Below are 24,858 nucleotides of genomic sequence, written 5' to 3'. Positions count from 1 at the left end.
GAATTCGACGACATTGCATCGCCGTAAGCAAACGGGAAGCCCGCAGGCTCCCCGTTTCATGGCCAATCAGCTGTTCGGCAGCAGACGGCAGGTGATGCTCTTGATGTAGCGGGTCTCGGCGATGGCCGGGTGTACCGGGTGATCCGGGCCTTGACCGCCACGTTCCAGCAACTGGATGTTGCGGTCCAGGTGACGGGCGCTGGTCAGCAGGATGTTCTGCAGATCATCTTCCGGCAGGTGCATGGAGCACGAAGCGCTGACCAGAATGCCGTCCTTGGTGAGCAGGCGCATGGCTTGCTCGTTCAAGCGACGGTAGGCGCCTTCACCGTTCTTCATGTCTTTCTTGCGTTTGATGAACGCCGGCGGGTCGGCAACGATCACGTCGAAACGTTCTTCGCTGGCCTTGAGTTCTTTCAAGGCTTCGAAGACGTCGCCTTCGATGCAGGTCATCTTGTCGGCGAAGCCGTTCAGTGCAGCGTTACGCTCGACACCGTCAAGGGCGAAGCCGGATGCGTCGACGCAAAATACTTCGCTGGCGCCGAATGCCGCAGCCTGCACGCCCCAGCCACCGATGTAGCTATAGAGGTCGAGGACGCGTTTGCCTTTGGCATAGGGGGCCAGGCGGGCGCGGTTCATGCGGTGGTCGTAGAACCAGCCGGTTTTCTGGCCGCCGATCACCGGCGCTTCAAACTTCACGCCGTTCTCTTCCAGCGCGACCCACTCCGGCACCAGACCGAACACGGTTTCGACGTAGCGGTTGAGGCCTTCGGCGTCACGGGCGGCGGAGTCGTTCTTGAACAGGATGCCGCTTGGCTTGAGCACTTGGGTCAGCGCAGCGATCACGTCATCCTTGTGCGCTTCCATGGTTGCCGAGGCAATCTGCACCACAAGGATGTCGCCGAAACGGTCGACCACCAGACCCGGCAGCAGGTCGGAATCGCCGTACACCAGGCGGTAGAACGGCTTGTCGAACAGGCGCTCGCGCAGCGACAGGGCCACGTTCAGACGATGCACCAGCAGCGATTTGTCCAGAGGCAGCTTGATGTCGCGCGACAACAGGCGAGCGCAGATCAGGTTGTTCGGGCTCATCGCGACGATGCCCAGCGGCTTGCCACCGGCGGCTTCGAGAATCGCCTGATCGCCGGCCTTGAAGCCGTGCAGTGGCGTGGCGGCCACATCGATTTCGTTGCTGTAGACCCACAAGTGGCCGTTGCGCAGGCGACGGTCGGCGTTGGCTTTGAGGCGCAGGCTAGGCAGGGACATGACGTCGCTCCGGAAAAAAGAGCGGGAGTATACCGTGTTGATGCGTGTGCAGGTTCAGCGCTGGACATGTGGCGAGGGAGCTTGCTCCCGCCGGGCTGCGAAGCGGCCCCAATTCATGCAACTCGATTCATCAGAAAGAACCGGTTGGCAGGGCTTGCGACTGCTGCGCAGCCGAGCGGGAGCAAGCTCCCTCGCCACAGAGGCGCGTCAGGCAGAGAGCGCGTCGATCAACTCACGGTTGAACGCCGGAATATCGTCCGGCTGACGGCTGCTGATCAGGTGGCCGTCCTTGACCACTTCCTTGTCGACCCAGTTGGCCCCGGCATTCACCAGATCGTCCTTGAGTGTCTTGTAGCTGGTCAGGGTCTTGCCGTTGACCAGCCCGGCGGAAATCAGCAGCCAGCTGCCGTGGCAGATCACCGCGATCGGTTTGCCGGCGGAGGCGCCCGTCTTGACCAGGTGCTGGGCATCCTGGTCGATGCGGATGGTGTCGGAGTTCTGTACGCCGCCCGGCAGGACGATGGCGTCGTACTGCTCGCTGCTGGCGCCTTGAAACGTCTGGTCGACTTTGAAGTCGTCCGCCGGTTTGTCGTGGTTCCAGCCTTTGACCTTGCCGGCCTCGGCCGAAAGGATGTCGACCTGGGCGCCGGCCTGCTCCAGTGCTTGCTTGGGACCGGTCAGTTCGACCTGTTCGAAACCGTCTGTTACCAAAATGGCGACACGCTTGCCGCTGAGGGAATTAGCCATGATTAAGCTCCTGAGTCTGCGGGAAATTGCCGCCGAGCCGGTGCTTGAGTGTCCGGTCGGCATTACAAAGTCCGAAGCCTGAGCGGGAATGAAAGTTCCTGACAAATGCCCACCGGTGTGTCGTCGTGCGGTTTTTAGAGGTTAGAATCGCCGCCTGTCCCAGAGTGTGTACTTATGTCCCAAGAGCTGACCACCGAACAGATTCAACAATCCCTGCAAGGCATCAGTGTGCCGGCGCAGCCGCAGATCATGGTGGATCTGCAAATGGAGCAGTACATGCCCGACCCGGACCTGGAGGTGATCGCCAAGCTGATCTCCCAGGACCCAGGCCTGTCCGGCTCGCTGCTGAAAATCGTCAACTCGCCGTATTACGGCCTGAGCAACAAGATCACCTCGATCCAGCGTGCGGTGAACCTGTTGGGCAGCCGCTCGATCATCAACCTGATCAACGCGCAGTCGATCAAGGGCGAGATGAACGACGACACCATCGTTACCCTCAACCGCTTCTGGGACACCGCTCAGGACGTGGCGATGACCTGCCTGACCCTGGCCAAGCGCATCGGCACCCAGGCCGGTGATGAAGCCTATGCCTTGGGTCTGTTCCATGACTGTGGCGTGCCGTTGATGCTGCAGCGTTTCCCCAATTACATGTCGGTGCTGGAAAAGGCCTATGCCAATGCCAGCGCCGAGTGCCGGGTGGTGGACACCGAAAACAGCGAGTTCAACACCAACCACGCCGTGGTCGGTTACTACACCGCCAAGTCGTGGCGCCTGCCGGAGCACGTCAGCGCGGCGATCGCCAATCACCACAACGCCTTGGCGATCTTCAGCGACGAGTCGTCACGCAACAGCCAACTGAAAAACCTGCTGGCGATCCTGAAGATGGCCGAGCACATCTGCGCGTCCTACCGGGTGCTGGGCAATCAGACCGAAGACTTCGAATGGAACGCTGTCGGTCCACTGGTACTCGACTATGTGGGGCTGTCGGATTACGACTTCGAAACCCTCAAACAAACGATCCGCGACCTCGGCGCGCATTGATTCGAGGACACCATGCCTGAACTGCCGGAAGTCGAAACCACCCGCCGGGGTATTGCCCCGCACCTTGAAGGCCAGCGCGTCAGCCGGGTGATCGTGCGTGACCGCCGGCTGCGCTGGCCGATCCCTGAAGACCTCGATGTGCGCCTGTCCGGGCAGCGCATCGTGCTGGTCGAGCGGCGGGCCAAGTACCTGTTGATCAATGCCGAGGTCGGCACGCTGATCAGTCACCTGGGCATGTCGGGCAACCTGCGGCTGGTGGAAGTCGGCGTGCCGGCGCTCAAGCACGAGCACGTCGATATCGAGCTGGAATCCGGTCTGGCGCTGCGCTACACCGATCCACGCCGTTTCGGCGCGATGCTGTGGAGTACCGACCCGCTCAATCACGAACTGCTGATTCGCCTCGGGCCAGAGCCGTTGACCGATCTGTTCGACGGCGAGCGCCTGTTCCAGTTGTCGCGCGGGCGTTCGATGGCGGTCAAGCCGTTCATCATGGACAACGCGGTGGTGGTGGGCGTCGGCAACATTTACGCGACCGAAGCGCTGTTCGCTGCCGGGATCGATCCGCGCCGCGAAGCCAAAAGCATCTCCCGGGCGCGTTATCTGAAGCTGGCGATCGAGATCAAACGGATTCTCGCTGCAGCCATCGAGCGCGGCGGCACCACGTTGCGGGATTTCATCGGCGGTGACGGGCAGCCCGGCTACTTCCAGCAGGAACTGTTTGTCTATGGTCGCGGCGGTGAGCACTGCAAGGTCTGCGGCACCGGCCTGCGCGAAGTGAAGCTGGGGCAACGGGCCAGTGTGTTCTGTCCGCGCTGCCAGACCTGAGGCAAAAAGCTGAAAAAGTCCTACGGTCTATAGTGAGTTGTCTCACTGTTCAGCCCGAAGGATCGTGCCATGAAGTCCTTGCAAGTCCTGTTTGCAGCACTGCTGCTGTGTTCCAGCCTGGCCGTTCAGGCCACGGAAAACGGCAGCGGTGATCCGCGCTACACCATCCAGAACCCTCCCGCCTACGCCATGATCGGCGATTTGCTGATTGCCCGACCTTTATTGGTGGTGGCAACGGTGCTGGGTGCGGGGGTGTTTGTGGTGTCATTGCCGTTTACCGCGCTGGGTGGCGGGGTAGGTGATGCGGGACAGGCGCTGGTGGTGGATCCGGCGAAAGCGGCGTTTGTGCGCTGTTTGGGGTGTACGGGGGAGGGGTTCGAACAGCGCGAGTGAGCTGATCAGGATGGTGTGGTGTTGCTGATGGCCCTTTCGCGAGCAAGCTCGCTCCCACATTGGAGCGCATTTCAAATGTGGGAGCGAGCTTGCTCGCGAAGAGGCCCGAAAGAGCGCTACAAAATTGCCGGATCAGGCCTTGCCGGTGATCTTGCGGTACTTCTCCATCAACTGTTCTTCAGTCTCCGGATGCGCCTCGTCCAGTGGAATGCAATCCACCGGGCAGACCTGCTGGCACTGCGGTTCGTCGTAGTGACCGACGCACTGGGTGCACAGGTTCGGGTCGATCACATAGATCTCTTCGCCTTGGGAAATGGCGGCGTTCGGGCACTCGGGTTCGCAGACGTCGCAGTTGATGCAATCGTCGGTGATGATCAGGGACATGCTAACTCCAGCCGGGGCGGCAGGCCCGGGCGCTATAAATCAATGCGCGCAATTGTGCCGCATTGGCGAGCGCAGTGCACGCGGCTGCGATCAAGGGCTGAAATCAAAAGCCAGGATCGCAGCCTGCGGCAGCTCCTACTTTTTAAAGCGTAGCGTCAGGGCATCGGCCACGGCCGGGTGCACGAACTTGCTGATATCGCCGCCCAGCGCGGCGATTTCCCGCACCAGCGTCGAGGAAATGAACGAATAACGCTCGGACGGGGTGAGAAACAGGCTCTCGACGTCCGGGGCCAACTGGCGGTTCATGTTGGCCAGCTGGAATTCGTATTCGAAGTCCGACACCGCACGCAGGCCACGCAGGAACACATTGGCGTTCTGCTCCTTGGCGAAATGCGCCAGCAGCGTCGAGAAGCCGACCACTTCGACGTTGGGCAGGTGTTTGGTGACCTCGCGAGCCAGCTCAACCCGTTGTTCCAGCGGGAACAGCGGATTTTTCTTCGGGCTGGCGGCGACCGCAATGATCACGTGATCGAACAGGCGCGAGGCGCGTTCGACCAGATCGCCATGGCCCTTGGTAATAGGGTCGAAGGTACCTGGGTACAACACTCGGTTCATCGCGTCGTCCTGGCGGGAGTCCGTTGGGGAGTCGGATGGTATCGCAGCCGTCCCGGTCGGCCAAGTCGCCTGTTGGGTAAGAAAGCACTATAGACGACGCGATAAACCGGTTTTTTCACGGATTTCTCAGCCGATCAGCGAGGGACGTCGCCAATTGTGCAGTCAGCCCATACACCGACAATTGCGGGTTGGCGCCAATGCTGGTGGGGAACAGCGAGCCGTCGTGAATCGACAGATTGCTCAGTTGATGATGCCGGCCGAGGCTGTCGGTGACCGCGTTTTTCGGCTCTTCGCCCATCGCACAACCGCCCATCACGTGGGCACTGCCCAGGCGCGTGCGGTACAGCTCAAGGCTCAAACTGTCGATCAAAGTGCGGGCTTCGGCCAGGGTTTTCACGTAACGCGCATCGGCGTGCATCGGCATCACGGCTTTGGCGCCGCCGGCAAACTGGATCTCGGCCATGCTGTGAAAGGCGCGGCGCAAGCCTTCCCAGGCGTAAGGCGAGACTTGATAGTCGAGCACTGGCGAACCGTCACCGCGCAATTCGACACTGCCACCGGGGCTGTCCGGGTGGAAACCGTCGCGCAGCAACGCGAGCATCGCGTGGGTGTGCGGCAGGTCGGCCATGTGTTCGGCGTTCTGCTGGCCGAAGCCGCCGAGCAAGGTCGCGGCCAGTGCCGGTTGCAGCGGTGGCACTTCGAGTTTGTAGCCCATCGGCCCGCTGGTGCCGTCCTTCCACTGGAAATGATCCGAGTAGATCGACTGCGGCGCGCCGTAGAACGGGTTGATCACCTCGTCGAAACGCCCGGCGGACATGTTCACCAGATGCAGGAAGGTGCGTTTGCCGAGGCGCTGATGCGGGTCTGGCGCGTCCGAACGCAGCAGCAGGGCCGGGCTGTTGATGCCGCCGCCGGCCAGCACGTAATGCCGGGCCTTGATTGTGATTTTGCGTCCGGTCGGCTCGACGCAGCGCTCGTCCATCGCCACGCATTGCAGGCCGGTGATCTTGTCGCCGCTGATCAACAGCTTTTCCGCACGGGCCAGGTACAGCAACTCGCCACCCTTTTCCAGCGTCGCCGGGATGGTCGTGACCATCATCGACTGCTTGGCGTTGGTCGGGCAGCCCATGCCGCAGTAGCCAAGGTTCCAGCAGCCACGGACGTTGCGCGGGATCACGTGCCAGCGGTAGCCGAGTTGCTCGCAGCCCTTGCGGATCACGTCGTTGTTGGCGTTGGGCGGCACCATCCACGGCGCGACGCCGAGGCGCTGTTCCATTTTTTCGAACCACGGCGCCATCTCGGCCGGACTGTGGCCTTTGACGTTGTGCTCCTTGGCCCAGTGCTCGAGGGTCGGCTCGGGCGTGCGGAAACTCGAGGTCCAGTTGATCAGCGTGGTGCCGCCGACCGCACGGCCCTGGAGGATGGTGATCGCGCCGTCCTTGCTCATGCGGCCGATGCCTTCCTGATAGAGGCTGCTGTAGGCCTGGTCTTCGAGCATCTTGAAGTCGGAACTGGTCTTGAGCGGGCCTTCTTCGATCAGCAGCACTTTGTAACCGGCGGCGCTGAGGATTTCTGCCGTGGTGCCGCCACCGGCACCGCTGCCGATGATGGCCACGTCGGCTTGCAGCGTCAGGTCACCGGTCAGTTGGGCGCCGTTGTAGGTTTTCCAGCCACGGGCGAGGCCTTCGCGGAACGGGTCGGGTACGGGCATGGATCAGGTTCTCTTGTTTTTGTTGTTCTTGCGGGCCTCTTCGCGAGCAAGCCCGCTCCCACATTGAAATGCATTCCCTTGTGGGAGCGAGCTTGCTCGCGAACGGCGCGACTCGATTTCAGACCTTGGGCGGGCCGGGGTAGCCGCAATGGCCCCAGGACTCGGCGCGGGTGTACCAGGCCATCATCACCATCTGCTGCAATGAGCTGTGGCCCATACGCAGCAGGCTCAATGAACTGTTCTGCCAGCGCTCGAGGAAGTGGCGCAACGCCTCGGGGCTGGCGTTTTCCCAACTGCCCCAAATGCCCGTGAGCGGGCCACGGGTGACCGCCATGCCGAGCACATCGAACAGTTGTCGGGTGAGCTTGAGCATTTCCGGCGACAGGTGATCGAGGCTGTAGTCCAGCGACTTCAGGGTGCCATCCACCGCACCGGGCATTTTCTCGGCGGCCACGGCGCCTTCGAGCATCACCGGAATCAGTGCACGCAGAAACAGCAGGTCGCCGTCGCGCAAAGTGACGAAGCCATTGGCCGCGACACTCGATGAACAGCCACTGAGGCTGGCGCCAAGGCCGGCGGTGGCGAGGAACGCTGTGGCGCCGAGGCTGAATTTCAGCAGGCCACGGCGCGACAGGGCAGGAGTTTCGGTCAGGCTTGGGTGCATTGTTGTTATTACCCGGCGGTGACGACGATTAGCGGATGAACAGCTTCTGGATCAGTTTCTGAATCGATTTGCCGTAGGGCGGATAAATCAGCTTCGCTGCATTGAAGCGCTGTTTGATCAGCACGCCCTTGGCCTTGCTGAAGGTCAGGAAGCCTTCATGGCCGTGGTAATGGCCCATGCCCGAAGGGCCGATGCCGCCGAACGGCATGTCGTCCTGCGCCACGTGCAGCAGGGTGTCGTTCAGGCACACGCCGCCGGAGTGGGTTTCGTGCAGCACGCGATCCTGCTCGCGCTTGTCGTAGCCAAAGTAGTAAAGCGCCAGAGGACGCGGGCGCTGATTGATGTAGGCAAACGCCTGATCGAGGTCTTGATACGGCACGATCGGCAGCAGCGGGCCGAAGATTTCGTCCTGCATCACGGTCATCTCATCAGTGACATTGAGCAGCAGGCTGTGCGGCATGCGCCGGCCCTGGCCCTGTTCGAACAGCGGGATCAGCAGCGCGCCCTTGCTCGTGGCGTCGCTGACATAACCGTTGAGCCGAGCCAGTTGGCGCTCGTTGATGATCGCGGTGTAGTCCGGGTTGTCGGCGAGGGTTGGATAGAAATTGTTGACCACCTGACGATAGGCTTCGACGAACGCGCCGACGCGGTCTTGCGGCACCAGCACGTAATCGGGGGCGACGCAGGTCTGCCCGGCATTCAGGGTTTTACCGAAGGCGATGCGTTCGGCGGCGTCCTTGAGCGGCACGTCGCGAGAGACGATGGCCGGGGACTTGCCGCCCAGTTCGAGGGTCACCGGGGTCAGGTTTTCCGCCGCAGCGCGCATCACGTGTTTGCCGATGCTCGTGGCACCGGTGAACAGCAGGTGATCAAAACGCAGGCGGGAGAACGCCACGCCGATGTCGGCCTCGCCGAGCACCACGCAGACCAGATCTTCGGGGAAAATCCGTCCCAGCAGGGTCTTGAGCAACTGGCCGGTGGCCGGGGTCGATTCACTGAGCTTGAGCATCACCCGGTTGCCCGCTGCCAGCGCGCCGACCAGTGGACCGATGGCCAGATACAACGGGTAGTTCCACGGGACGATGATGCCGACCACGCCGAGCGGCTGGTACACGACTTTGGCCGACGCCGGCTGGAAGGCCATGCCGACTTTGCGCCGCGAAGACTTCATCCAGCCTCTGAGGTGGCGGCTGGCGTAATGGATGCCGTGCAGGCTGGGCATCAGTTCGGCGAGCAGGGTTTCATCGGCGCTGCGATGACTGAAATCCGCGCTGATGGCCTCGACCAGCGCCTGCCGCTCGTTGCTGAGCAATTCACGCAACGCCTTGAGCCACTGCTGGCGCTGATCTGCCGGCGGCATCGGGTTGGCGGCATAGGCGGCGCGCTGTGCCGCGAACAGCCGATCCAGCTCTTCCAGGGGCTGTTGCAGCGTTTGCAGATAAGCAATGTCGGCAGTCATCGTCGGCTCCGGATTTATTGTAGTGATGACGTTCTAGAGTATATGCTCTAGAAAGTCAAATGACTTCCCGACACAGCTTTGTTTTATCCCATTCCGGTTAGGTCGTAAGATGCTCCTCACCGCACTCTGAATTAAAGCTCAAGCCATGGCCCCACGAATAAAAACCAGCGAGCGCATCGTGCAGAACAGCCTCGAACTGTTCAATCAGCAGGGCGAGCGCAGCATCAGCACCAATCACATCGCCGCCCACATGGAGATTTCTCCGGGCAATCTGTACTACCACTTCCCGAACAAGCAGGCGATCATCGCCGTGCTGTTCAGTGAGTACGAGACGCTTGTGGACAGCTTTCTGCGCCCGCCGCAGGGGCGTGCCGCCACCGTCGAAGACAAGCGCTATTACCTCAAGGAGCTGCTGTCGGCGATGTGGGGCTACCGCTTTCTGCATCGGGATCTCGAGCACCTGCTCGACAGCGATCCGGACCTGGCCGCGCGCTACCGGCGTTTTTCCCAGCGCTGCGTGATCCAGGGCATGGCGATCTACGAGGGCTTCGTCGCCGCTGGCATCCTCAAGATGGATCGGGTGCAGATCGAATCCCTGACGATCAATGCCTGGATCATCCTCACCTCGTGGGTGCGCTTTCTGTGCACCACCCGGGAAAACTCCAATCACCTCAGCGAACAGGCCATCAAGCGTGGCGTGTATCAGGTGCTGGTGCTGGAAGCCGGATTCGTTACCGATCAGGCGCGCGAAGAGGTGAATGCCTTGTTCGACGAGTTCTACGTGCCGCTGGCCCAGGCCCTCGAGGAAGGGCGGTAAACCATTTCGAAGTCGCTCACAGGAGTCCGTTATGCCGATTGCGCAACTGCTCAGCCCGAATGCACTGGATGTCCGCAAGGAGCAGCCGGAGCTGGTGATTCTCGATTGTCGTTTTGCCCTCGAAGACCCGGACTACGGGCAGCGCAGCTATGCCGAAGGGCACATCGCCGGCGCCCGCTTCGCCGACCTTGAGCGCGACCTCAGCGGCAAGGTGATCAAAGGCGTCACCGGACGTCACCCGCTGCCTGAACCGGCGGCGCTGATCGAGCGTCTGCAGACGTGGGGCATCAATGCCGACAGCGATGTGGTTTTGTACGACGACGGCCCCGGTGCCTATGCGGCTCGGGCCTGGTGGTTGCTGGCGTGGCTGGGAAAGCGCGACGGCGTGTTCATTCTCGACGGCGGGCTCAAGGCCTGGCACGCGGTGGGTTTGCCACTGAGCCTGGATGCGCCATCGGTCACCCGGGGCAACTTCAGCGGGCAGCCGGACATGAAACTGCTGCTGAGTGCCGAGCAATTGCAGCAACGCCTCGGTCAGCCAAGCTTGACCCTGATCGACGCCCGGGCCTTGCCGCGTTTCAAGGGTGAGGTGGAGCCGATTGACCCGATTGCCGGGCACATTCCCGGTGCGCAATGCGCAGCGTTTACCGAAAACCTCGGCAGCGACGGGCGATTCCTGCCGGCGGAGCAGCTCAAGCAGCGCTTTGCCGCGAAACTCGGCGAGCGTTCACCTGCGGAACTGGTCGCCTATTGCGGCTCCGGGGTGACGGCGTGTCACAACCTGTTTGCGTCGTGTCTGGCGGGGTATCCGCTGGGTTCGTTGTATGCCGGGTCGTGGAGTGAGTGGATCAACGAGCCTTCTCGGGGCATCGCCACCGGCGAATAACCACCACAAATCACCCTTGTGGGAGCGGGCTTGCTCGCGAAAGCGGTGTGTCAGTCAACCATGATGTGTGCTGAAACACCGCTTTCGCGAGCAAGCCCGCTCCCACAGGGGTTAATCGTCGCCGATAGATTGTCGGGCACTGCGATACGCCGCCGGCCCCACGCCATACACCTGCTTGAACTGCCGGCTCAGATGACTCTGGTCGGCAAAGCCCAACTGCATGGCGACTTCCACCGGCAGGCAACCGTGCTGCAATAAGCCCCGGGCCGTGGCGATGCGCTGCTGCATCAGCCAGGTGTGCGGTGGCATGCCGGTGGCGCGGCGGAATACCCGGGCGAAGTGGAAGGGCGACAGATTCACCGCAGCCGCCAGTTCTTCCAGCGACGGCGGCGCGGCGAGCTGGGCATGCAGCAACTCCTTGGCCATCATCACCGCGCGGTGTTCCTTGCCCGGTTTGCCGTTGATCTGCACCGCCGCATGCCGTTGCAACAGCAGCATCATCATTTCGCGCCACATCGTCTGCTGTTGCAGCGCGGTGGCCGGGCTTTCCAGCAAGCGATGCAGCTGACAGAAACCGTTGACCAGATCCGGGTCGCGGTACAGCGTCGCGCCAAACGCCGGCATCGGCGCGGTCGGCAGTTCCAGTTCTTCGAGCAGGGAAACGATCTGACCGGTATCGGGATAAAACGCCCGGTACAGCCAGCCGTCCTCGGTGCCCTTGTGCCCGGTGTGCAATTCGTCCGGGTTGATCAGCACCAGCGTGCCGCTGCCAGCCAGGTGTTCGGCGCCGCGATAGCGATAACGCTGGGCGCCGGCCATGATCATGCCGATCACATAGCCGTCGTGGACGTGCGGGGCGAAGCGATGCTCGATGTAGCGCGCCGACAGCAACTCGACCCCGGCCAGTGGCGCGGTCTGCCAGAAACGGATCGACTCGCCCTGGTCGCTCATGACGTCACACGGGCCAACCATTGCGGGATGCGCCGTTCCAGGTAGTAACCGGGCTGGCGCAACGTGCCATCGACAAACCCGACATGCCCACCCTTGGCCTGCAGCTCGAACTGGGTGGTGGCGGACAACTCCTCGGCCGTCGGCAGGCTGTGGGGGAACACGAACGGATCGTCAGCGGCTTGAATGATCAGGGTCGGGGTGCGGATCTCGCCGAGAAAGTAGCGACTAGACGCCCGGCGATAGTAATCCTCGGCATCGGTAAAACCGTGCAGCGGCGCGGTGACCCGGCCGTCGAAGTCCCAGAAAGTCCGCATGTTCTCCAGCGAACCGAGCGCCGCCAGAGCCGCCAGGCCATCCTCGCGCCCGTCGTGCTGGAACTGCCGTTGCTTGTTCTTGATGTAGGCGACCATCTCGCGCATGAAATGCGCCTGATAGACCTTGGAGAAACCCTGACCGATCCGGTCCGCACACTGATCAAGGCGAAACGGCACCGACACCGCCACCGCACCGAGCACGCCGCTGTCGCTGCCGGTCTCGCCGAGATGCTTGAGCAACACATTGCCGCCGAGGGAATAACCGACCGCATACAGCGGCGCCAGCGGGCGTTTGGCGCGCAAGTGTTGGATGGCTTCGGCGAGGTCTTCGCTGGCGCCGGAGTGGTAGCTGCGCGGCAGCAGATTGGGTTCACCGGAGCAGCCGCGCCAGTTCAGCGCGACACTGGCCCAGCCTTGTGCGGCGAGGGCAGCCTGAATTCCGGCGACGTAGGGCGAATTGGAAGAACCGGTCAATCCGTGCAGCACCAGCACTAGCGGCGCGTCGGCGCTGTGCGGACCATGCCAGTCGAGGTCGAGGAAGTCCCCGTCGTCCAGCCACAGGCGTTCACGCTCGCGTTCAAGGTGGACGGTTTTGCGCCACAGCGGCCCCCACAAGGTTTGCAGGTGCGGATTGCCGAGGCCGAAGGCGGGGGTGAAGCGTTCAGTTTCCAGAGTGCACACACCTTTTGTGGCGAGGGAGCTTGCTCCCGCTGGGGCGCGAAGCGGCCCTTTTTTGGGACTGCTGCGCAGTCCAGCGGGAGCAAGCTCCCTCGCCACAGGGTTGTTCAATACGTTCAGTTGACTGCCATACGTTGCCACAACGCGTAGTACACCCGCCCGGATTTCTGCTCGCGGTGCAGGCGCCAGTTGCCCGGCAGGCCCAGCGTCGAAGGCGCGGTCTCGCTTTCAGTGTAGATCCACGAATCCGGCGCCAGCCATTGGCGTTCTTCCAGCAAAGTGCAGACGGCTGGCAACAGGTTCTGGTTGAACGGCGGATCGAGAAATACCAGATCGAACGGCGTGGCGACCTGGGTTTCCAGATAACGCAGCGCGTCGGCGGTCTGCACCTGGCCGTTGGTGCAGCGCAGGGTGCCAAGGTGTTCCTTCAGGCTCGATACCGCAACGTTGCTGGCATCCAGCGCCTGGCCCATGGCCGCGCCGCGGGACAATGCCTCCAGAAACAGCGCGCCGCTGCCGGCGAACGGATCCAGCACCTTGGCCCCGGCCACATATGGCGCGAGCCAGTTGAACAGGGTTTCGCGCACGCGATCCGGCGTCGGGCGCAGGCCGGGGGCATCAGGGAAGCTCAGTTTGCGGCTGCGCCATTCGCCGCCGATGATGCGCAGCTGGTTCACACCGTTGTGGACGTTCTGCGCAGGTTTTTTAGGGCGAGTAGCCATTAATGCTCCGGAACCCCGAGCGGTTGCTCGGCAGGTTTATCAGATGGGGCCGGTAACGGCTTTTGCGGCACGGTCGGGCCAGCGCTGACGATGACCAGTTTGTCCGTGCTCAGGTGTTTGTTCATCGCGTCTTTGACCTGTTCGACGGTCAGGCTCTGGGACTGACGCATGAAGTCATCCAGATAGCTCAGCGGCAGATTATAGAAACCCATGGCGCCCAGCTGGCCGACGATATCGGCGTTGCTCGCGGTGGACAGCGGGAAGCTGCCGGCCAGTTCGCGTTTGGCATCATCGAGTTCTTTCTGGGTCGGGCCAGTCTTCAGGTAATCGGCGAGCACGTCCTGCACCAGTTTCAGGGTGCCTTCGCTCATTTCCGCACGGGTCTGCAGGTTGATCATGAACGGGCCGCGAGCCTGCATCGGGCTGAACCCGGAATACACGCCGTAGGTCAGGCCGCGCTTCTCGCGCACTTCGCTCATCAGACGGGTACCGAAACCGCCGCCACCGAGGATCTGGTTGCCCATCGACAGCGCCGCGTAATCCGGGTCGTCACGGTCGATGCCCAGTTGCGCGAGCAACAGGTTGGTCTGCTTCGACGGAAACTCGATGTGATTGATGCTGGCTTTCGGTTCCTGCGGCTGGGCGATCTTCGCCAGTGCCGGGCCTTTCGGCAGGGCAGAGGAGACCTGATTGGCAATCGCCTCGGCCTCGGCGCGAGACAAGTCACCGACCAGCGCGATCACCACGTTGCCGGCCGCGTAGGCCTTGGCGTGGAACTCACGCAGTTGCGCCAGAGTGATCTTCGGCACGCTCTGCGCATTACCGTCGCTGGAATGCGCATACGGGTGGTCGCCGTACAAACGCTTCATCAGCTCGAGGCTGGCGAGTTTGCCGGGGTTCTGTTTCTGGTATTCGAAACCGGCGAGCATCTGGTTCTTGATGCGCGCGAAGGAATCGGCCGGGAAGGTCGGTTTGCCCACCACCTCGGAGAACAGCTTCAGCGCCGGCTCGCGCTTGTCGGCGGCACTCAGACTGCGCAGCGAAGCCAGCGCCATGTCCTTGTAGGCGCCGTTGCCGAAATCCGCCCCGAGGCTTTCGAAGCCCTGGGCGATGGCGCCAACGTCCTTGCCCGCCACGCCCTCGTTGAGCATGGCGTTGGTCAGGATTGCCAGGCCCGGCGCATTGCCGTCCTGGCTGCTGCCCGCGGCGAAGATCAGGCGCATGTCGAACATCGGCAGCTCATGGGCTTCGACGAACAGCACCTTGGCGCCTTCGGCGGTGTTCCAGCTCTGCACGTCGAGCTTGCGGCTGGCCGGGGCCTTGCCATCGAGTTCGGCCAGCGATTGCAGCTTCTGGCTGGACTTGGCGTTGTCCAGTGCTTCACTGGCGTCGGTTTTAACGCCGGGCATCAGATAGAACGCGGCAGAGCCGATCACAGCGATGGCGATCAGGCCGAGCAACAGGCGCGGGGTTTTACGCTCACTCATGAGTCGTCTCCAGTGGCAGGACATGGGCGACGCTGAGACGTTCGCGGGTGAAATACAGCTTGGCGGCGTTCTGGATGTCTTGCGGGGTCACGCTTTCCAGATCGGCGAGTTCGGTGTCCATCAATTTCCATGACAGACCGACCGTTTCCAGTTGGCCAATGGCGGTGGCCTGGCTGGTGATCGAGTCACGTTCGAACACCAGACCGGCGATCACTTGCGCACGCACGCGCTCCAGTTCTTCGGCGGACGGTGCGGTGGTTTTCAGCTGTTCCAGCAGTTTCCACAGACCGGCTTCAGCTTGCGCCATGGTCTTGTTCTTCTGCGTGTTCGGCGTCGCCGACAGGGTGAACAGGCTGTCGCCACGGGTGTAGGCGTCGTAGCTCGACGAACCGCCGGAGACCAGCTCTTCGCCGCGCTCCAGTTGCGTCGGGATACGCCCGCTGTAGCCGCCGTCGAGCAGCGCCGAGATCAGGCGCAGGGCGTTGACCGAGCGCTTGTCTTCAGCGGTGGCGATGCTGGGCACGTTGAAACCGAGCATCAGGCTGGGCAGTTGAGTCTGCACATGCAGGGTGATCTGGCGCTCACCCGGCTCGGCCAGTTCCAGCGGTTTCTTCGCTGGCGGCACCTCGCGCTTGGCAATCGGCCCGAAATAGCGCTGGGCGAGGGTCTTCACCTCATCAGGGGTGACGTCACCGACCACTACCAGCGTGGCGTTGTTCGGCACATACCAGGACTGATACCAGTGCCGCAGCTCTTCGACTTTCATCCGGTCCAGGTCCGCCATCCAGCCGATGGTCGGCGTGTGGTAGCCGCTGGCCGGGTAAGCCATCGCCTTGTAGCGCTCGTAAGCCTTGGACATCGGCTTATCGTCAGTGCGCAGGCGACGCTCTTCCTTGATGACTTCGATTTCCTTGGCGAACTCGTCGGCCGGCAGGCGCAGATTGGCCATGCGGTCGGCTTCCAGTTCGAAGGCCACGCCCAGACGGTCGCGGGCCAGCACCTGGTAATACGCGGTGAAATCGTCGCTGGTGAAGGCGTTTTCTTCGGCGCCCAGATCGCGCAGGATCAACGAGGCTTCGCCGGGGCCGACTTTCTCGCTGCCCTTGAACATCATGTGCTCAAGCGCGTGGGACAGGCCGGTCTGGCCCGGGGTTTCGTAGCTGGAACCGACCTTGTACCAGACCTGCGACACCACCACCGGCGCGCGATGGTCTTCGCGCACGACGACCTTCAGACCATTGTCGAGGGTGAATTCGTGGGTCGGTTGCGGGTCGGCCGCCAGGGCCGAAAGGGGCAGGCAGACTGTGCTGAACAGCAGGCCTGCAGCGCGGCGGGCTAGAGCATTCATTCGTTTTTTAACCTGTTGGGCTGCCCGCTTGGTCTTAGCGTCGGCGGGCGAGAGGGTGCTAGGATACTGATCCGTTTTACCGGCGACCACGCCTATCAGGTTTTCAGGCCTGAACCGGCTGTATGGGTTTGCGGCAGAAAGCTGCGGTTTATCGACTAGACTTCGCTTTTTCGCCGATTTTGCCGGTTTAGTCCTTCGTTTATACGATTCTTTGAGGTGCCGCTGGCGCCTCGACAAAATGTTGCGCGTGAACAAGCTGGATGAAACACAGTCTGTTCTGCATCGAATATTTATTTGCCGGGGCGCCCTTATGGCGCGTCGCTACCGTGAGATAGCCGTCCTCCATGTTTGGTTCCAACGACGACAAGAAGACCCCAGCTGCGGCTGGCGAGAAGAAAAGCCTGTTCGGATGGCTGCGTAAGAAACCGCAGGAACCCGTCGTCGAACAGCCGCCCGCGATTCCTGAGTCGGCTCCGACGCCAGCGCCTGCTATAGAAGAAGAGCCGGCGCCGATCGTGCTGCCGATTGCCGAGCCGGTGCTGCAACCGGTCGAGCCCGAGCCAGAACCTGAAACCCCGGTGGCGGCCGAGCTGCCACTGACCCCGGCGACCGAGCCGTGGCTGACCTTGCCGGTGGCGGAAGAACCGGTGGCCTTGGTCGAAGAGGCCGCGCCGCATGTGACGCCGCCGATTCCGGCGCCGGCAGCGTTCGTTCCTGAAGTTGCTCCGGCGCCTGTGGTTGAGCCAGTTGTCGAGCCTGCACCGGTTGTTGCCGAGCCGGCGGCCCCGGTGTTCGTTGCCCCTGTTTCGCCGGTCGTTCAGCAACTCGAGCCTGCACCTGCACCTGCACCTGCACCTGCACCTGCACCGGTCGTTGCTGCTCCGGTTGTGCCGGTGGAAGTGGTTGCTGAAACGCCAGTCGAAGCGACGCGCAGCGAAGAAACCAAAGTCGGCTTCTTCGCCCGCCTCAAGCAAGGCTTGTCGAAAACCAGCGCCAGCATCGGCGAGGGCATGGCCAGCCTGTTTCTCGGCCGTAAAACCATCGATGACGACCTGCTCGATGAGCTGGAAACCCGCCTGCTGACCGCCGATGTCGGTGTCGAAGCCACCACCCAGATCATCCAGCGCCTGACCCAGAAGGTCGCCCGCAAAGAGCTGGCCGACGCCGACGCGCTGTACAAGTCTTTGCAGGCCGAGCTGGCGGCGATGCTCAAGCCGGTCGAGCAGCCGCTGAAAATTGCCTCGCAGCACAAGCCGTTCGTGATTCTGGTGGTCGGCGTCAATGGCGCTGGCAAGACCACCACCATCGGCAAACTGGCGAAGAAGCTGCAACTGGAAGGCAAGAAAGTCATGCTCGCTGCCGGTGACACCTTCCGCGCCGCTGCCGTTGAGCAGCTGCAGGTCTGGGGCGAGCGCAACAAGATCCCGGTGATCGCCCAGCACACCGGCGCCGACTCTGCGTCGGTGATCTTCGACGCCGTGCAGGCCGCCAAGGCCCGTGGCATCGACGTGCTGATCGCCGACACCGCCGGTCGTCTGCACACCAAAGACAACCTGATGGAAGAGCTGAAGAAAGTTCGCCGGGTGATCGGCAAGCTCGACGCCGACGCGCCGCACGAAGTGCTGCTGGTGCTCGATGCCGGCACCGGTCAGAACGCGATCAACCAGGCCAAGCAATTCAACCAGACCGTCGAACTGACCGGCCTGGCGCTGACCAAGCTGGACGGTACCGCCAAGGGCGGGGTGATTTTCGCCCTGGCCAAGCAGTTTGGCCTGCCGATCCGCTACATCGGCGTCGGTGAAGGCATCGACGATCTGCGTACCTTTGAAGCCGAACCCTTTGTCCAGGCACTGTTTGCCGAGCGGGAGCGTTCATGATTCGTTTCGAACAGGTCGGTAAACGCTACCCGAACGGTCACGTCGGCTTGCATGAGCTGAGCTTTCGAGTCCGTCGTGGCGAGTTTCTGTTTGTCACCGGTCACTCCGGTGCCGGTAAGTCCACGCTGTTGCGCCTGTTGCTGGCGATGGAGCGTCCGACCAGCGGCAAACTGCTGCTGGCCGGGCAGGATCTGAGCACCATCAGCAACGCGCAGATTCCGTTCCTGCGTCGACAGATCGGCGTGGTGTTCCAGAATCACCAGTTGCTGTTTGATCGCACGGTGTTCAACAACGTCGCGCTGCCGCTGCAGATCCTCGGACTGTCCAAGGCCGAGATCGCCAAGCGCGTCGATTCGGCGCTGGAGCGCGTGGCGTTGTCGGATAAAACCGATCTGTACCCGGGCGACCTGTCCACCGGTCAGCAACAGCGCGTCGGCATCGCCCGCGCCATCGTGCACCGTCCGGCCCTGCTGCTGGCGGACGAACCGACCGGTAACCTCGACCCGCGTCTGGCGGCCGAGATCATGGGCGTGTTCGAAGACATCAACCGGCTGGGCACCAGCGTGCTGATCGCCAGTCACGACCTGGCCCTGATTGCGCGTATGCGCCACCGCATGCTGACCTTGCAGCGCGGCCGATTGATCGGCGACGGGGAGGCCGGCGTATGAGTGCGACACGCAGTCCGAAGGTTTCCGAGCGCGTGGCCCCGAAAGCCGCCGACCCGCAGCCGCCGAAGAAGAAAAAACACGACGATGACGACGGCCCGGACTTTTCCACGCTGTTGCGTTCGTGGATCGAAAGTCACCGCGCCAGCCTGCTCGACAGCCTGCGTCGCCTCGGCAAGCAGCCGATCGGCAGCTTTTTCACCTGCATGGTGATGGCCGTGGCGTTGAGCCTGCCGATGGGCCTGTCGCTGCTGATCAACAACGTCGAGCGTCTCGGCGGTTCGTGGCAGCGTGCGGCGCAGATTTCGCTGTACCTGCAGCTGGATGCCACGCCCGCGCAGGGTGAGGCGTTGCGCGAGCAGATCAAAGGCATGCCCGGCGTTGCTGATGCCGAATATGTCGGCCGTGATCAGGCGCTGGAGGAGTTCCAGCAGCAGTCCGGTCTGGGCGAGGCCCTGCGCGAGCTGCCGGAAAACCCGCTGCCGGGCGTGGTGCTGGTGACCCCGAACGAGGTCGACAAGCCGACTCTGGAAGCATTAAGACAAAAACTTTCCGAGCTGCCGAAGGTACAACAGGCGCAACTTGATCTAGTCTGGGTCGAGCGTCTGGCCGCTATCCTCAAGCTCGGTGACCGTTTTGTCTTCGGTCTGACGGTGCTGCTGGTTTCTGCATTACTTTTGGTGATAGGCAATACCATTCGTCTTCATATTGAAAACCGCCGAACAGAGATAGAAGTGATTAAACTCGTCGGCGGCACTGACAGCTATGTGCGTCGTCCCTTTCTTTATATGGGCGCGTTGTATGGCTTCGGTGCGGGTGTTCTGTCCTGGGGAGTGCTGGCGTTCGGCCTCAACTGGCTGAACGACGCGGTGGTTGGACTGGCCGGTTTGTACGGCAGTGATTTCGCACTGGCCGGAGTGCCAGTTGCCGACGGTCTGTCGCTCTTGCTTGGCGCGGTGCTGTTGGGTTATATCGGTGCATGGATTGCAGTCGCACGTCATCTCAGGGAGCTGGCGCCGAAGTAGAATCTTTTTTGCGCGTGATTGACCTTGCGGTTTTTTTGGGAACTTGTACTTGAATTCCCGGTCAATTTTTCGCAGTGCCGAGAGGCACGAGTATGTAAGTGGGAGGTTTTTTCGCATGACCAATTCTTTGCAACCTGCGTATGCGTTGGTTCCGGGTGCGAACCTGGAAGCCTATGTGCACACCGTCAACAGCATTCCATTGCTGACGCCGGAGCAGGAGCGTGAACTGGCCGAGAGTCTCTACTATGAGCAGGATTTGGGGGCGGCTCGGCAGATGGTGCTCGCCCACCTGCGTTTTGTCGTACACATTGCCCGTAGCTATTCCGGCTACGGTCTGGCTCAGGCTGACCTGATCCAGGAAGGCAACGTCGGCCTGATGAAGGCCGTGAAGCGCTTCAACCCGGAAATGGGTGTGCGTCTGGTGTCGTTCGCCGTGCACTGGATCAAGGCGGAAATTCACGAGTTCATCCTGCGCAACTGGCGCATTGTGAAAGTCGCGACCACCAAGGCCCAGCGCAAGCTGTTCTTCAACCTGCGCAGCCAGAAGAAACGTCTGGCGTGGCTGAACAACGAGGAAGTCCACCGTGTGGCGGAAAGCCTTGGCGTCGAACCACGTGAAGTGCGCGAGATGGAAAGTCGTCTGACCGGTCATGACATGGCCTTCGATCCGGCTGCTGAAGCCGATGACGACAGTGCTTTCCAGTCGCCGGCCAACTACCTGGAAGACCACCGGTACGACCCGGCGCGTCAACTGGAAGATGCCGACTGGAGCGACAACTCCAACCACAACCTGCACGAAGCGCTGGAAGTGCTGGACGAACGTAGCCGCGACATCCTCTACCAGCGCTGGCTGGCAGAAGAAAAAGCCACGCTGCACGACCTGGCGCAGAAGTACAACGTGTCGGCCGAGCGAATCCGTCAGCTCGAGAAGAGCGCGATGAACAAGCTCAAGTTGTCGATCGCCGCATAACCGGCGGTCAGGCAATAAAAAACGCCTCGATCAGTGATGATCGGGGCGTTTTCGTTTCTGGCTCAACACAAACCCCTGTAGGAGCGATCCTGCTCGCGAATGCGGTTTATCAGTGACATCAATGCAAGCTGACACACCGCTTTCGCGAGCAAGCCCGCTCCCACAGTGATTGATGGTGTCTGAATAATTGAATGTGGTTATTCGGCCCAAGGCGCCCGGCGCGAGTCGTTGAGCCCCAGCAGATAACTGGTCCCGCCCAACTGGCTCATCTGCTGCCGAATCCACCCGGCCCGGCGTGACACATAAGCCGTAGGATGGCTGGCGCTCCACACTCGCGGGTTGGGCAGCACCGCCGCCAGATAACTCGCCTGCTGCCGCGATAACGACTTGGCACTCACGCCAAAGTGATGGCGTGCCGCCGCTTCGGCACCAAACACCCCGTCGTCCCACTCGACGCTGTTCAGATAAACCTCAAGAATCCGCTGCTTGGGCCAGAACACCTCGATCAGTGCGGTAAACCACGCCTCCAGGCCTTTGCGCAGGTAACTGCGGCCCGACCACAGAAACAGGTTCTTGGAGACTTGCTGGCTCAAAGTGCTGGCGCCGCGAATCGAACCGCCGAGCTCGTTGTGGGCCAATGCAGCCTGGATCGCGCCGAAGTCAAAACCCCAGTGCTCGGGAAATTTCTGGTCTTCGCCGGCCATGACCGCGACCTTGAGGTCGTCGGAGATCTCGTCCCACGGCTTCCAGGTGCGCTGCAGGTCAATCGGCTCGCCGTCGACCCAGGATTCGATCTTGCGCTCGACCATCAGCGCCGTGCCCGGCGGTGGCACGAAGCGAAACAGCAACACCAGCAATACACTGCCGCCCGCGAACCAGAGCAGGGCCTTCGTGAGACGACGCAAAAGTGAACGCAGCATAGAGATGGCTTGGCCGAACCGATAGAGCGGGCCATTATACAGACCCTGCCGAACGAGTCTGACTGGAGTTCCACATGCTGCGTGGCTTTCTGATGCTGGCCGCTTTCTTTGGTTTTACCGGTGTGGGCCTGGGCGCCTTCGCCGCTCATGGCCTGAAGAGCCGCCTGACCCCCGAGTATCTGGCGATTTTCCACACCGGCGTGACCTATCAACTGGTGCACACCCTGGCGCTGCTCGGCGTTGCGCTGCTCGCCACGCAGATTCAGGGACGTCTGGTGACCTGGGCCGGTATTTCGTTCGCCGTCGGCATCCTGTTGTTCTCGGGCAGTCTGTATGTGCTGACCACCACCGGCATCAGCAAGGTCGGCATCATCACCCCGTTCGGCGGTCTGGCGTTTCTGCTCGGCTGGCTGTGCCTTGGACTGGCCGCCTGGCGCCTGCAGTAACCGCTTGACGCTTGGTGCTGACCTTTAGGTCATGATCGGGCTAGAATGCCACCCCCTAAAAATGATGGCGGCCTGGCGCATGCGCATTCAGTTGAACGGCGAATCCCTTGAACTGCCCGACGGTGAAACCGTTGCGGCCCTGATCACCCGCCTGGAACTGACCGGACGCCGGGTGGCAGTCGAACTCAATCTGGACATCGTTCCACGCAGCCAGCATGCCGAGACCGTTCTCAACGACGGCGACAACGTCGAAGTGGTGCACGCCATCGGTGGCGGCTAGCCGCCGGGTCCGCAAGGGCACAGAATTCTGCAAGACCCTCACCCTTAAAGAGGATTCCCCATGAGCATCGTTCGTAGCGACAAGCCTTTTGTTCTGGCCGGTCGTACTTACCAGTCGCGTTTGCTGGTCGGTACCGGCAAGTACCGTGACATGGAAGAAACCCGTCAGGCCATCGAAGCCTCGGGTGCCGAGATCGTCACCTTCGCCGTGCGCCGTACCAACCTCGGTCAGATCGAAGGCGAGCCGAACCTGCTCGACGTGCTGTCGCCGGATCGCTACACCTTCCTGCCGAACACCGCCGGTTGCTACGACGCTATCGAAGCCGTGCGCACCTGCCGCCTGGCCCGTGAGCTGCTCGATGGTCACAACCTGGTGAAGCTGGAAGTGCTGGCCGACCAGAAAACCCTGTTCCCCAACGTGATCGAAACCCTCAAGGCCGCAGAAACGCTGGTCAAGGAAGGCTTCGACGTGATGGTTTACACCAGTGATGACCCGATCATCGCTCGCCAACTGGCGGAAATCGGCTGCATCGCGGTCATGCCGCTGGCCGGTCTGATCGGTTCCGGTCTGGGGATCTGTAACCCGTACAACCTGCAGATCATCCTCGAAGAAGCGAAAATTCCGGTGCTGGTGGATGCCGGTGTCGGTACCGCTTCCGACGCCACCATCGCCATGGAGCTGGGCTGTGACGCCGTGCTGATGAACTCGGCCATCGCCCACGCCCAGCAACCGGTGATGATGGCCCAAGCCATGCAACACGCGATCGTCGCGGGCCGTCTGGCCTACCTCGCCGGCCGCATGCCGAAAAAACTCTATGCCAGCGCCTCTTCGCCGCTGGATGGTCTGATCAAGTAAGAGCCATTGATGACTGAATCGAACGACACGCCTCTCCAGACGGAAGAGGGCGACGAGCGCCAACACCGCCGCATCAAGAGCTTCGTGATGCGCGCCGGGCGCATGACCGAGGGCCAGCAACGTGGTCTGGATCAGGGCGCGCCGCTGTACGTGCTGCCGCTGGCCGACGCGCCAGTGGATTACGATCAGGTGTTCGGCCGGTCGGCGCCGCGCTCGCTGGAGATCGGTTTCGGCATGGGCCACTCGCTGCTGGAAATGGCCGCGGCGGCGCCGGATCAGGACTTCATCGGTGTGGAAGTGCACCGTCCCGGTGTCGGCGCGCTGCTCAATGGCGTGCTGACTCAGGGCCTGACCAACCTGCGGGTCTACGATTGCGATGCGATCGAAGTGCTCAACCGCTGCATCGCCGACAACAGCCTCGATCGCCTGATGCTGTTCTTCCCGGATCCATGGCACAAGAGCCGTCACCACAAGCGTCGTATCGTTCAGGCGTCCTTCGCCGAACTGGTGCGCAGCAAGCTGAAGGTTGGCGGCATCCTGCACATGGCCACCGACTGGGAGCCGTACGCCGAGTACATGCTGGAAGTGATGAACGTCGCCCCGGGCTACCGCAACCTCGCCGAAGACGGCAAATGCGTACCACGCCCGGCCGAACGGCCGATCACCAAGTTCGAACGCCGCGGCGAACGTCTTGGGCATGGCGTGTGGGATCTGAAGTTCGAGAAAATCTCCTAAGCATCACGCAAAACCCAATGTGGGAGCGGGCTTGCTCGCGAAAGCGGAGAATCATTCAACGTTGATGTTGACTGATCCGACGCCTTCGCGAGCAAGCCCGCTCCCACAGTTGTTTTGTGTGCTCAGAAATTACAGGGTGGAAAGAAATCGAGCCGGCACCTGTTCTGTAAGCCAGACACCGTTTTCGGCCTGATAGAACTTGAAGCCCTGTTCTTCCATTTGTCGTGCGGCGACTTTCAGAATCACCACGGTGCCGTAGCGCTGCCCGACCGCCGTAGCGGTGTCGATGTCTTGGGAAAGGTGCACGTGATGGCGTGATCCCGAGATCAGGCCTTGTTCTTTGATTGACTCAAGAAAGCGCGTCGCCGTGCCGTGATACAGCATTTGCGGGGGCTGTTTCTGCTCGAACTGCAGATCCACGCTTTTCGTTGAATGGCCCTGAACCGCACGAATCAGTTGGCCGTCCTCGGAAATCGAGAAGCGCTTTTTGTCGCTACTTGTAACGACTGCTTCAATCAGTTCGCGATCCAGTTTACGCCCGTCACGCGCAGCGCCGCTGATCAGTGCGTCGATATTCGCCCAGCCTTCAGAATCCAGCGTCAGGCCAACCGCCTGAGGTTCATGGCGCAACACGAAGCTGAGAAATTTGCTTGTCTCGTCCAACAGTTTTTTGCTCATGAACGTCCCTGTCATTGCGATCAACTGTGGGAGCGGGCTTGCTCGCGAAAGCAGTGGATCATTCAACGTTGATGTTGACTGATCCGACGCCTTCGCGAGCAA

At 61.7% G+C, this 24,858-nt stretch carries 27 protein-coding genes; 13 read left to right on the top strand and 14 right to left on the bottom strand.

What is annotated here, in order from left to right:
* Window positions 1-66 precede the first annotated feature (66 nt).
* Window positions 67-1,263: a class I SAM-dependent rRNA methyltransferase gene (locus ACVHNU_RS23300; RefSeq protein ID WP_003229162.1), complete on the bottom strand. Its 1,197-nt coding sequence runs from the start codon at window positions 1,261-1,263 to the stop codon at window positions 67-69.
* Between the two features lie 207 nt (window positions 1,264-1,470).
* Window positions 1,471-2,010, bottom strand: a complete 540-nt coding sequence (locus ACVHNU_RS23295; RefSeq protein ID WP_003229161.1) for a type 1 glutamine amidotransferase domain-containing protein — start codon at window positions 2,008-2,010, stop codon at window positions 1,471-1,473.
* 228 nt (window positions 2,011-2,238) lie between these two features.
* On the opposite strand from ACVHNU_RS23295, the gene ACVHNU_RS23290 reads away from it, so the two are divergent.
* The 3 genes from ACVHNU_RS23290 to ACVHNU_RS23280 all read left to right on the top strand — a co-directional run bounded on the left by ACVHNU_RS23290 (window position 2,239) and on the right by ACVHNU_RS23280 (window position 4,269).
* Window positions 2,239-3,051, top strand: a complete 813-nt coding sequence (locus tag ACVHNU_RS23290) for an HDOD domain-containing protein (RefSeq protein ID WP_177434710.1) — start codon at window positions 2,239-2,241, stop codon at window positions 3,049-3,051.
* A 12-nt stretch (window positions 3,052-3,063) separates the two neighbouring features.
* Window positions 3,064-3,876, top strand: coding sequence for a bifunctional DNA-formamidopyrimidine glycosylase/DNA-(apurinic or apyrimidinic site) lyase (mutM, locus tag ACVHNU_RS23285; protein ID WP_473018379.1), 813 nt, complete (start codon window positions 3,064-3,066; stop codon window positions 3,874-3,876).
* A gap of 69 nt (window positions 3,877-3,945) precedes the next feature.
* Window positions 3,946-4,269: a multidrug transporter gene (locus ACVHNU_RS23280; RefSeq protein WP_096795774.1), complete on the top strand. Its 324-nt coding sequence runs from the start codon at window positions 3,946-3,948 to the stop codon at window positions 4,267-4,269.
* Window positions 4,270-4,401: 132 nt separating this feature from the next.
* On the opposite strand, the gene ACVHNU_RS23275 is transcribed toward ACVHNU_RS23280, so the two are convergent.
* The 5 genes from ACVHNU_RS23275 to ACVHNU_RS23255 form a co-directional block, all read right to left on the bottom strand.
* On the bottom strand, window positions 4,402-4,653 hold the full coding sequence (locus ACVHNU_RS23275; RefSeq protein ID WP_003195146.1) for a YfhL family 4Fe-4S dicluster ferredoxin: 252 nt from the start codon (window positions 4,651-4,653) through the stop codon (window positions 4,402-4,404).
* Between the two features lie 135 nt (window positions 4,654-4,788).
* Complete coding sequence (coaD, locus tag ACVHNU_RS23270) at window positions 4,789-5,268, bottom strand: pantetheine-phosphate adenylyltransferase (protein ID WP_003229157.1); 480 nt, start codon at window positions 5,266-5,268, stop codon at window positions 4,789-4,791.
* A gap of 115 nt (window positions 5,269-5,383) precedes the next feature.
* Entirely contained in the window at window positions 5,384-6,979 is a 1,596-nt protein-coding gene (locus tag ACVHNU_RS23265) for a GMC family oxidoreductase (RefSeq protein WP_473018378.1), read from the bottom strand.
* A gap of 118 nt (window positions 6,980-7,097) precedes the next feature.
* The gene (locus ACVHNU_RS23260; protein ID WP_473018377.1) at window positions 7,098-7,643 is read right to left on the bottom strand and encodes a twin-arginine translocation pathway signal protein; all 546 of its coding nucleotides are present in this window, start codon (window positions 7,641-7,643) and stop codon (window positions 7,098-7,100) included.
* 28 nt (window positions 7,644-7,671) lie between these two features.
* Entirely contained in the window at window positions 7,672-9,102 is a 1,431-nt protein-coding gene (locus ACVHNU_RS23255) for a coniferyl aldehyde dehydrogenase (RefSeq protein ID WP_473018376.1), read from the bottom strand.
* Window positions 9,103-9,247: 145 nt separating this feature from the next.
* Here ACVHNU_RS23255 and ACVHNU_RS23250 point away from each other — a divergent pair, with 145 nt between their 5' ends.
* Both ACVHNU_RS23250 and ACVHNU_RS23245 read left to right on the top strand, forming a co-directional pair.
* Window positions 9,248-9,919 carry a TetR/AcrR family transcriptional regulator gene (locus ACVHNU_RS23250; protein WP_027610562.1) on the top strand — a complete coding sequence of 224 codons (672 nt, stop codon included), beginning with the start codon at window positions 9,248-9,250 and terminating at the stop codon, window positions 9,917-9,919.
* Window positions 9,920-9,950: 31 nt separating this feature from the next.
* Window positions 9,951-10,805 (top strand): sulfurtransferase, encoded by an 855-nt coding sequence (locus ACVHNU_RS23245; RefSeq protein ID WP_473018375.1) that lies wholly within the window; start codon window positions 9,951-9,953, stop codon window positions 10,803-10,805.
* A gap of 111 nt (window positions 10,806-10,916) precedes the next feature.
* On the opposite strand, the gene ACVHNU_RS23240 is transcribed toward ACVHNU_RS23245, so the two are convergent.
* The 5 genes from ACVHNU_RS23240 to ACVHNU_RS23220 all read right to left on the bottom strand — a co-directional run bounded on the left by ACVHNU_RS23240 (window position 10,917) and on the right by ACVHNU_RS23220 (window position 16,305).
* A complete protein-coding gene (locus ACVHNU_RS23240; protein ID WP_473018374.1) occupies window positions 10,917-11,756 on the bottom strand; it encodes a helix-turn-helix domain-containing protein in 840 nt (279 codons plus the stop codon).
* On the bottom strand, window positions 11,753-12,751 hold the full coding sequence (locus tag ACVHNU_RS23235; RefSeq protein WP_473018373.1) for a hydrolase: 999 nt from the start codon (window positions 12,749-12,751) through the stop codon (window positions 11,753-11,755). The genes ACVHNU_RS23240 and ACVHNU_RS23235 overlap by 4 nt, the downstream gene beginning before the upstream one ends.
* A gap of 113 nt (window positions 12,752-12,864) precedes the next feature.
* Window positions 12,865-13,470 (bottom strand): 16S rRNA (guanine(966)-N(2))-methyltransferase RsmD, encoded by a 606-nt coding sequence (gene rsmD, locus ACVHNU_RS23230; protein WP_083367657.1) that lies wholly within the window; start codon window positions 13,468-13,470, stop codon window positions 12,865-12,867.
* The gene (locus ACVHNU_RS23225) at window positions 13,470-14,957 is read right to left on the bottom strand and encodes a M16 family metallopeptidase (protein ID WP_400497348.1); all 1,488 of its coding nucleotides are present in this window, start codon (window positions 14,955-14,957) and stop codon (window positions 13,470-13,472) included. The genes rsmD and ACVHNU_RS23225 overlap by 1 nt, the downstream gene beginning before the upstream one ends.
* Window positions 14,950-16,305: a M16 family metallopeptidase gene (locus ACVHNU_RS23220; RefSeq protein ID WP_045122661.1), complete on the bottom strand. Its 1,356-nt coding sequence runs from the start codon at window positions 16,303-16,305 to the stop codon at window positions 14,950-14,952. The genes ACVHNU_RS23225 and ACVHNU_RS23220 overlap by 8 nt, the downstream gene beginning before the upstream one ends.
* Window positions 16,306-16,649: 344 nt before the next feature.
* Here ACVHNU_RS23220 and ftsY point away from each other — a divergent pair, with 344 nt between their 5' ends.
* From ftsY to rpoH, 4 genes are all read left to right on the top strand, one after another.
* Window positions 16,650-18,182, top strand: a complete 1,533-nt coding sequence (ftsY, locus tag ACVHNU_RS23215) for a signal recognition particle-docking protein FtsY (RefSeq protein ID WP_473018372.1) — start codon at window positions 16,650-16,652, stop codon at window positions 18,180-18,182.
* Window positions 18,179-18,850: a cell division ATP-binding protein FtsE gene (ftsE, locus tag ACVHNU_RS23210; protein ID WP_003229148.1), complete on the top strand. Its 672-nt coding sequence runs from the start codon at window positions 18,179-18,181 to the stop codon at window positions 18,848-18,850. The genes ftsY and ftsE overlap by 4 nt, the downstream gene beginning before the upstream one ends.
* Window positions 18,847-19,872 carry a permease-like cell division protein FtsX gene (gene ftsX, locus ACVHNU_RS23205; protein ID WP_103521233.1) on the top strand — a complete coding sequence of 342 codons (1,026 nt, stop codon included), beginning with the start codon at window positions 18,847-18,849 and terminating at the stop codon, window positions 19,870-19,872. Before ftsE ends, ftsX begins: the two co-directional genes overlap by 4 nt.
* A gap of 115 nt (window positions 19,873-19,987) precedes the next feature.
* On the top strand, window positions 19,988-20,842 hold the full coding sequence (gene rpoH, locus ACVHNU_RS23200) for an RNA polymerase sigma factor RpoH (protein WP_003229146.1): 855 nt from the start codon (window positions 19,988-19,990) through the stop codon (window positions 20,840-20,842).
* A gap of 197 nt (window positions 20,843-21,039) precedes the next feature.
* Here rpoH and mtgA read toward each other — a convergent pair whose 3' ends face one another.
* Window positions 21,040-21,762 carry a monofunctional biosynthetic peptidoglycan transglycosylase gene (gene mtgA / locus ACVHNU_RS23195; protein ID WP_003229145.1) on the bottom strand — a complete coding sequence of 241 codons (723 nt, stop codon included), beginning with the start codon at window positions 21,760-21,762 and terminating at the stop codon, window positions 21,040-21,042.
* A gap of 74 nt (window positions 21,763-21,836) precedes the next feature.
* Here mtgA and ACVHNU_RS23190 point away from each other — a divergent pair, with 74 nt between their 5' ends.
* The 4 genes from ACVHNU_RS23190 (at window position 21,837) to trmB (ending at window position 24,078) form a co-directional block, all read left to right on the top strand.
* A complete protein-coding gene (locus tag ACVHNU_RS23190) occupies window positions 21,837-22,208 on the top strand; it encodes a DUF423 domain-containing protein (RefSeq protein ID WP_473018371.1) in 372 nt (123 codons plus the stop codon).
* Window positions 22,209-22,287: 79 nt separating this feature from the next.
* Window positions 22,288-22,488, top strand: a complete 201-nt coding sequence (gene thiS / locus ACVHNU_RS23185; protein WP_177434703.1) for a sulfur carrier protein ThiS — start codon at window positions 22,288-22,290, stop codon at window positions 22,486-22,488.
* A 60-nt stretch (window positions 22,489-22,548) separates the two neighbouring features.
* Window positions 22,549-23,343 (top strand): thiazole synthase, encoded by a 795-nt coding sequence (locus tag ACVHNU_RS23180; RefSeq protein ID WP_047297148.1) that lies wholly within the window; start codon window positions 22,549-22,551, stop codon window positions 23,341-23,343.
* 9 nt (window positions 23,344-23,352) lie between these two features.
* Complete coding sequence (gene trmB, locus ACVHNU_RS23175) at window positions 23,353-24,078, top strand: tRNA (guanosine(46)-N7)-methyltransferase TrmB (RefSeq protein ID WP_003229138.1); 726 nt, start codon at window positions 23,353-23,355, stop codon at window positions 24,076-24,078.
* Between the two features lie 129 nt (window positions 24,079-24,207).
* Here trmB and ACVHNU_RS23170 read toward each other — a convergent pair whose 3' ends face one another.
* Window positions 24,208-24,756, bottom strand: coding sequence for an RNA 2'-phosphotransferase (locus tag ACVHNU_RS23170; protein ID WP_473018370.1), 549 nt, complete (start codon window positions 24,754-24,756; stop codon window positions 24,208-24,210).
* Window positions 24,757-24,858: the final 102 nt, after the last annotated feature.

The organism is Pseudomonas sp. Ors-4-3C (assembly GCF_055755035.1).
The sequence above is the reverse complement of the archived record's forward strand: the minus strand, read 5'-3'. Positions and strand labels throughout refer to the sequence as shown.

Excerpts from the sequence above, each read along its gene's own strand:
- ACVHNU_RS23300 (WP_003229162.1), bottom strand. The coding sequence starts at position 1,263 with ATGTCCCTGCCTAGCCTGCGCCTCAAAGCCAACGCCGACCGTCGCCTG.
- ACVHNU_RS23295 (WP_003229161.1), bottom strand. The coding sequence starts at position 2,010 with ATGGCTAATTCCCTCAGCGGCAAGCGTGTCGCCATTTTGGTAACAGAC.
- mutM (WP_473018379.1), top strand. The coding sequence starts at position 3,064 with ATGCCTGAACTGCCGGAAGTCGAAACCACCCGCCGGGGTATTGCCCCG.
- ACVHNU_RS23280 (WP_096795774.1), top strand. The coding sequence starts at position 3,946 with ATGAAGTCCTTGCAAGTCCTGTTTGCAGCACTGCTGCTGTGTTCCAGC.
- ACVHNU_RS23275 (WP_003195146.1), bottom strand. The coding sequence starts at position 4,653 with ATGTCCCTGATCATCACCGACGATTGCATCAACTGCGACGTCTGCGAA.
- coaD (WP_003229157.1), bottom strand. The coding sequence starts at position 5,268 with ATGAACCGAGTGTTGTACCCAGGTACCTTCGACCCTATTACCAAGGGC.
- ACVHNU_RS23265 (WP_473018378.1), bottom strand. The coding sequence starts at position 6,979 with ATGCCCGTACCCGACCCGTTCCGCGAAGGCCTCGCCCGTGGCTGGAAA.
- ACVHNU_RS23260 (WP_473018377.1), bottom strand. The coding sequence starts at position 7,643 with ATGCACCCAAGCCTGACCGAAACTCCTGCCCTGTCGCGCCGTGGCCTG.
- ACVHNU_RS23255 (WP_473018376.1), bottom strand. The coding sequence starts at position 9,102 with ATGACTGCCGACATTGCTTATCTGCAAACGCTGCAACAGCCCCTGGAA.
- ACVHNU_RS23250 (WP_027610562.1), top strand. The coding sequence starts at position 9,248 with ATGGCCCCACGAATAAAAACCAGCGAGCGCATCGTGCAGAACAGCCTC.
- ACVHNU_RS23245 (WP_473018375.1), top strand. The coding sequence starts at position 9,951 with ATGCCGATTGCGCAACTGCTCAGCCCGAATGCACTGGATGTCCGCAAG.
- ACVHNU_RS23240 (WP_473018374.1), bottom strand. The coding sequence starts at position 11,756 with ATGAGCGACCAGGGCGAGTCGATCCGTTTCTGGCAGACCGCGCCACTG.
- rsmD (WP_083367657.1), bottom strand. The coding sequence starts at position 13,470 with ATGGCTACTCGCCCTAAAAAACCTGCGCAGAACGTCCACAACGGTGTG.
- ACVHNU_RS23225 (WP_400497348.1), bottom strand. The coding sequence starts at position 14,957 with ATGAGTGAGCGTAAAACCCCGCGCCTGTTGCTCGGCCTGATCGCCATC.
- ACVHNU_RS23220 (WP_045122661.1), bottom strand. The coding sequence starts at position 16,305 with ATGAATGCTCTAGCCCGCCGCGCTGCAGGCCTGCTGTTCAGCACAGTC.
- ftsY (WP_473018372.1), top strand. The coding sequence starts at position 16,650 with ATGTTTGGTTCCAACGACGACAAGAAGACCCCAGCTGCGGCTGGCGAG.
- ftsE (WP_003229148.1), top strand. The coding sequence starts at position 18,179 with ATGATTCGTTTCGAACAGGTCGGTAAACGCTACCCGAACGGTCACGTC.
- ftsX (WP_103521233.1), top strand. The coding sequence starts at position 18,847 with ATGAGTGCGACACGCAGTCCGAAGGTTTCCGAGCGCGTGGCCCCGAAA.
- rpoH (WP_003229146.1), top strand. The coding sequence starts at position 19,988 with ATGACCAATTCTTTGCAACCTGCGTATGCGTTGGTTCCGGGTGCGAAC.
- mtgA (WP_003229145.1), bottom strand. The coding sequence starts at position 21,762 with ATGCTGCGTTCACTTTTGCGTCGTCTCACGAAGGCCCTGCTCTGGTTC.
- ACVHNU_RS23190 (WP_473018371.1), top strand. The coding sequence starts at position 21,837 with ATGCTGCGTGGCTTTCTGATGCTGGCCGCTTTCTTTGGTTTTACCGGT.
- thiS (WP_177434703.1), top strand. The coding sequence starts at position 22,288 with ATGCGCATTCAGTTGAACGGCGAATCCCTTGAACTGCCCGACGGTGAA.
- ACVHNU_RS23180 (WP_047297148.1), top strand. The coding sequence starts at position 22,549 with ATGAGCATCGTTCGTAGCGACAAGCCTTTTGTTCTGGCCGGTCGTACT.
- trmB (WP_003229138.1), top strand. The coding sequence starts at position 23,353 with ATGACTGAATCGAACGACACGCCTCTCCAGACGGAAGAGGGCGACGAG.
- ACVHNU_RS23170 (WP_473018370.1), bottom strand. The coding sequence starts at position 24,756 with ATGAGCAAAAAACTGTTGGACGAGACAAGCAAATTTCTCAGCTTCGTG.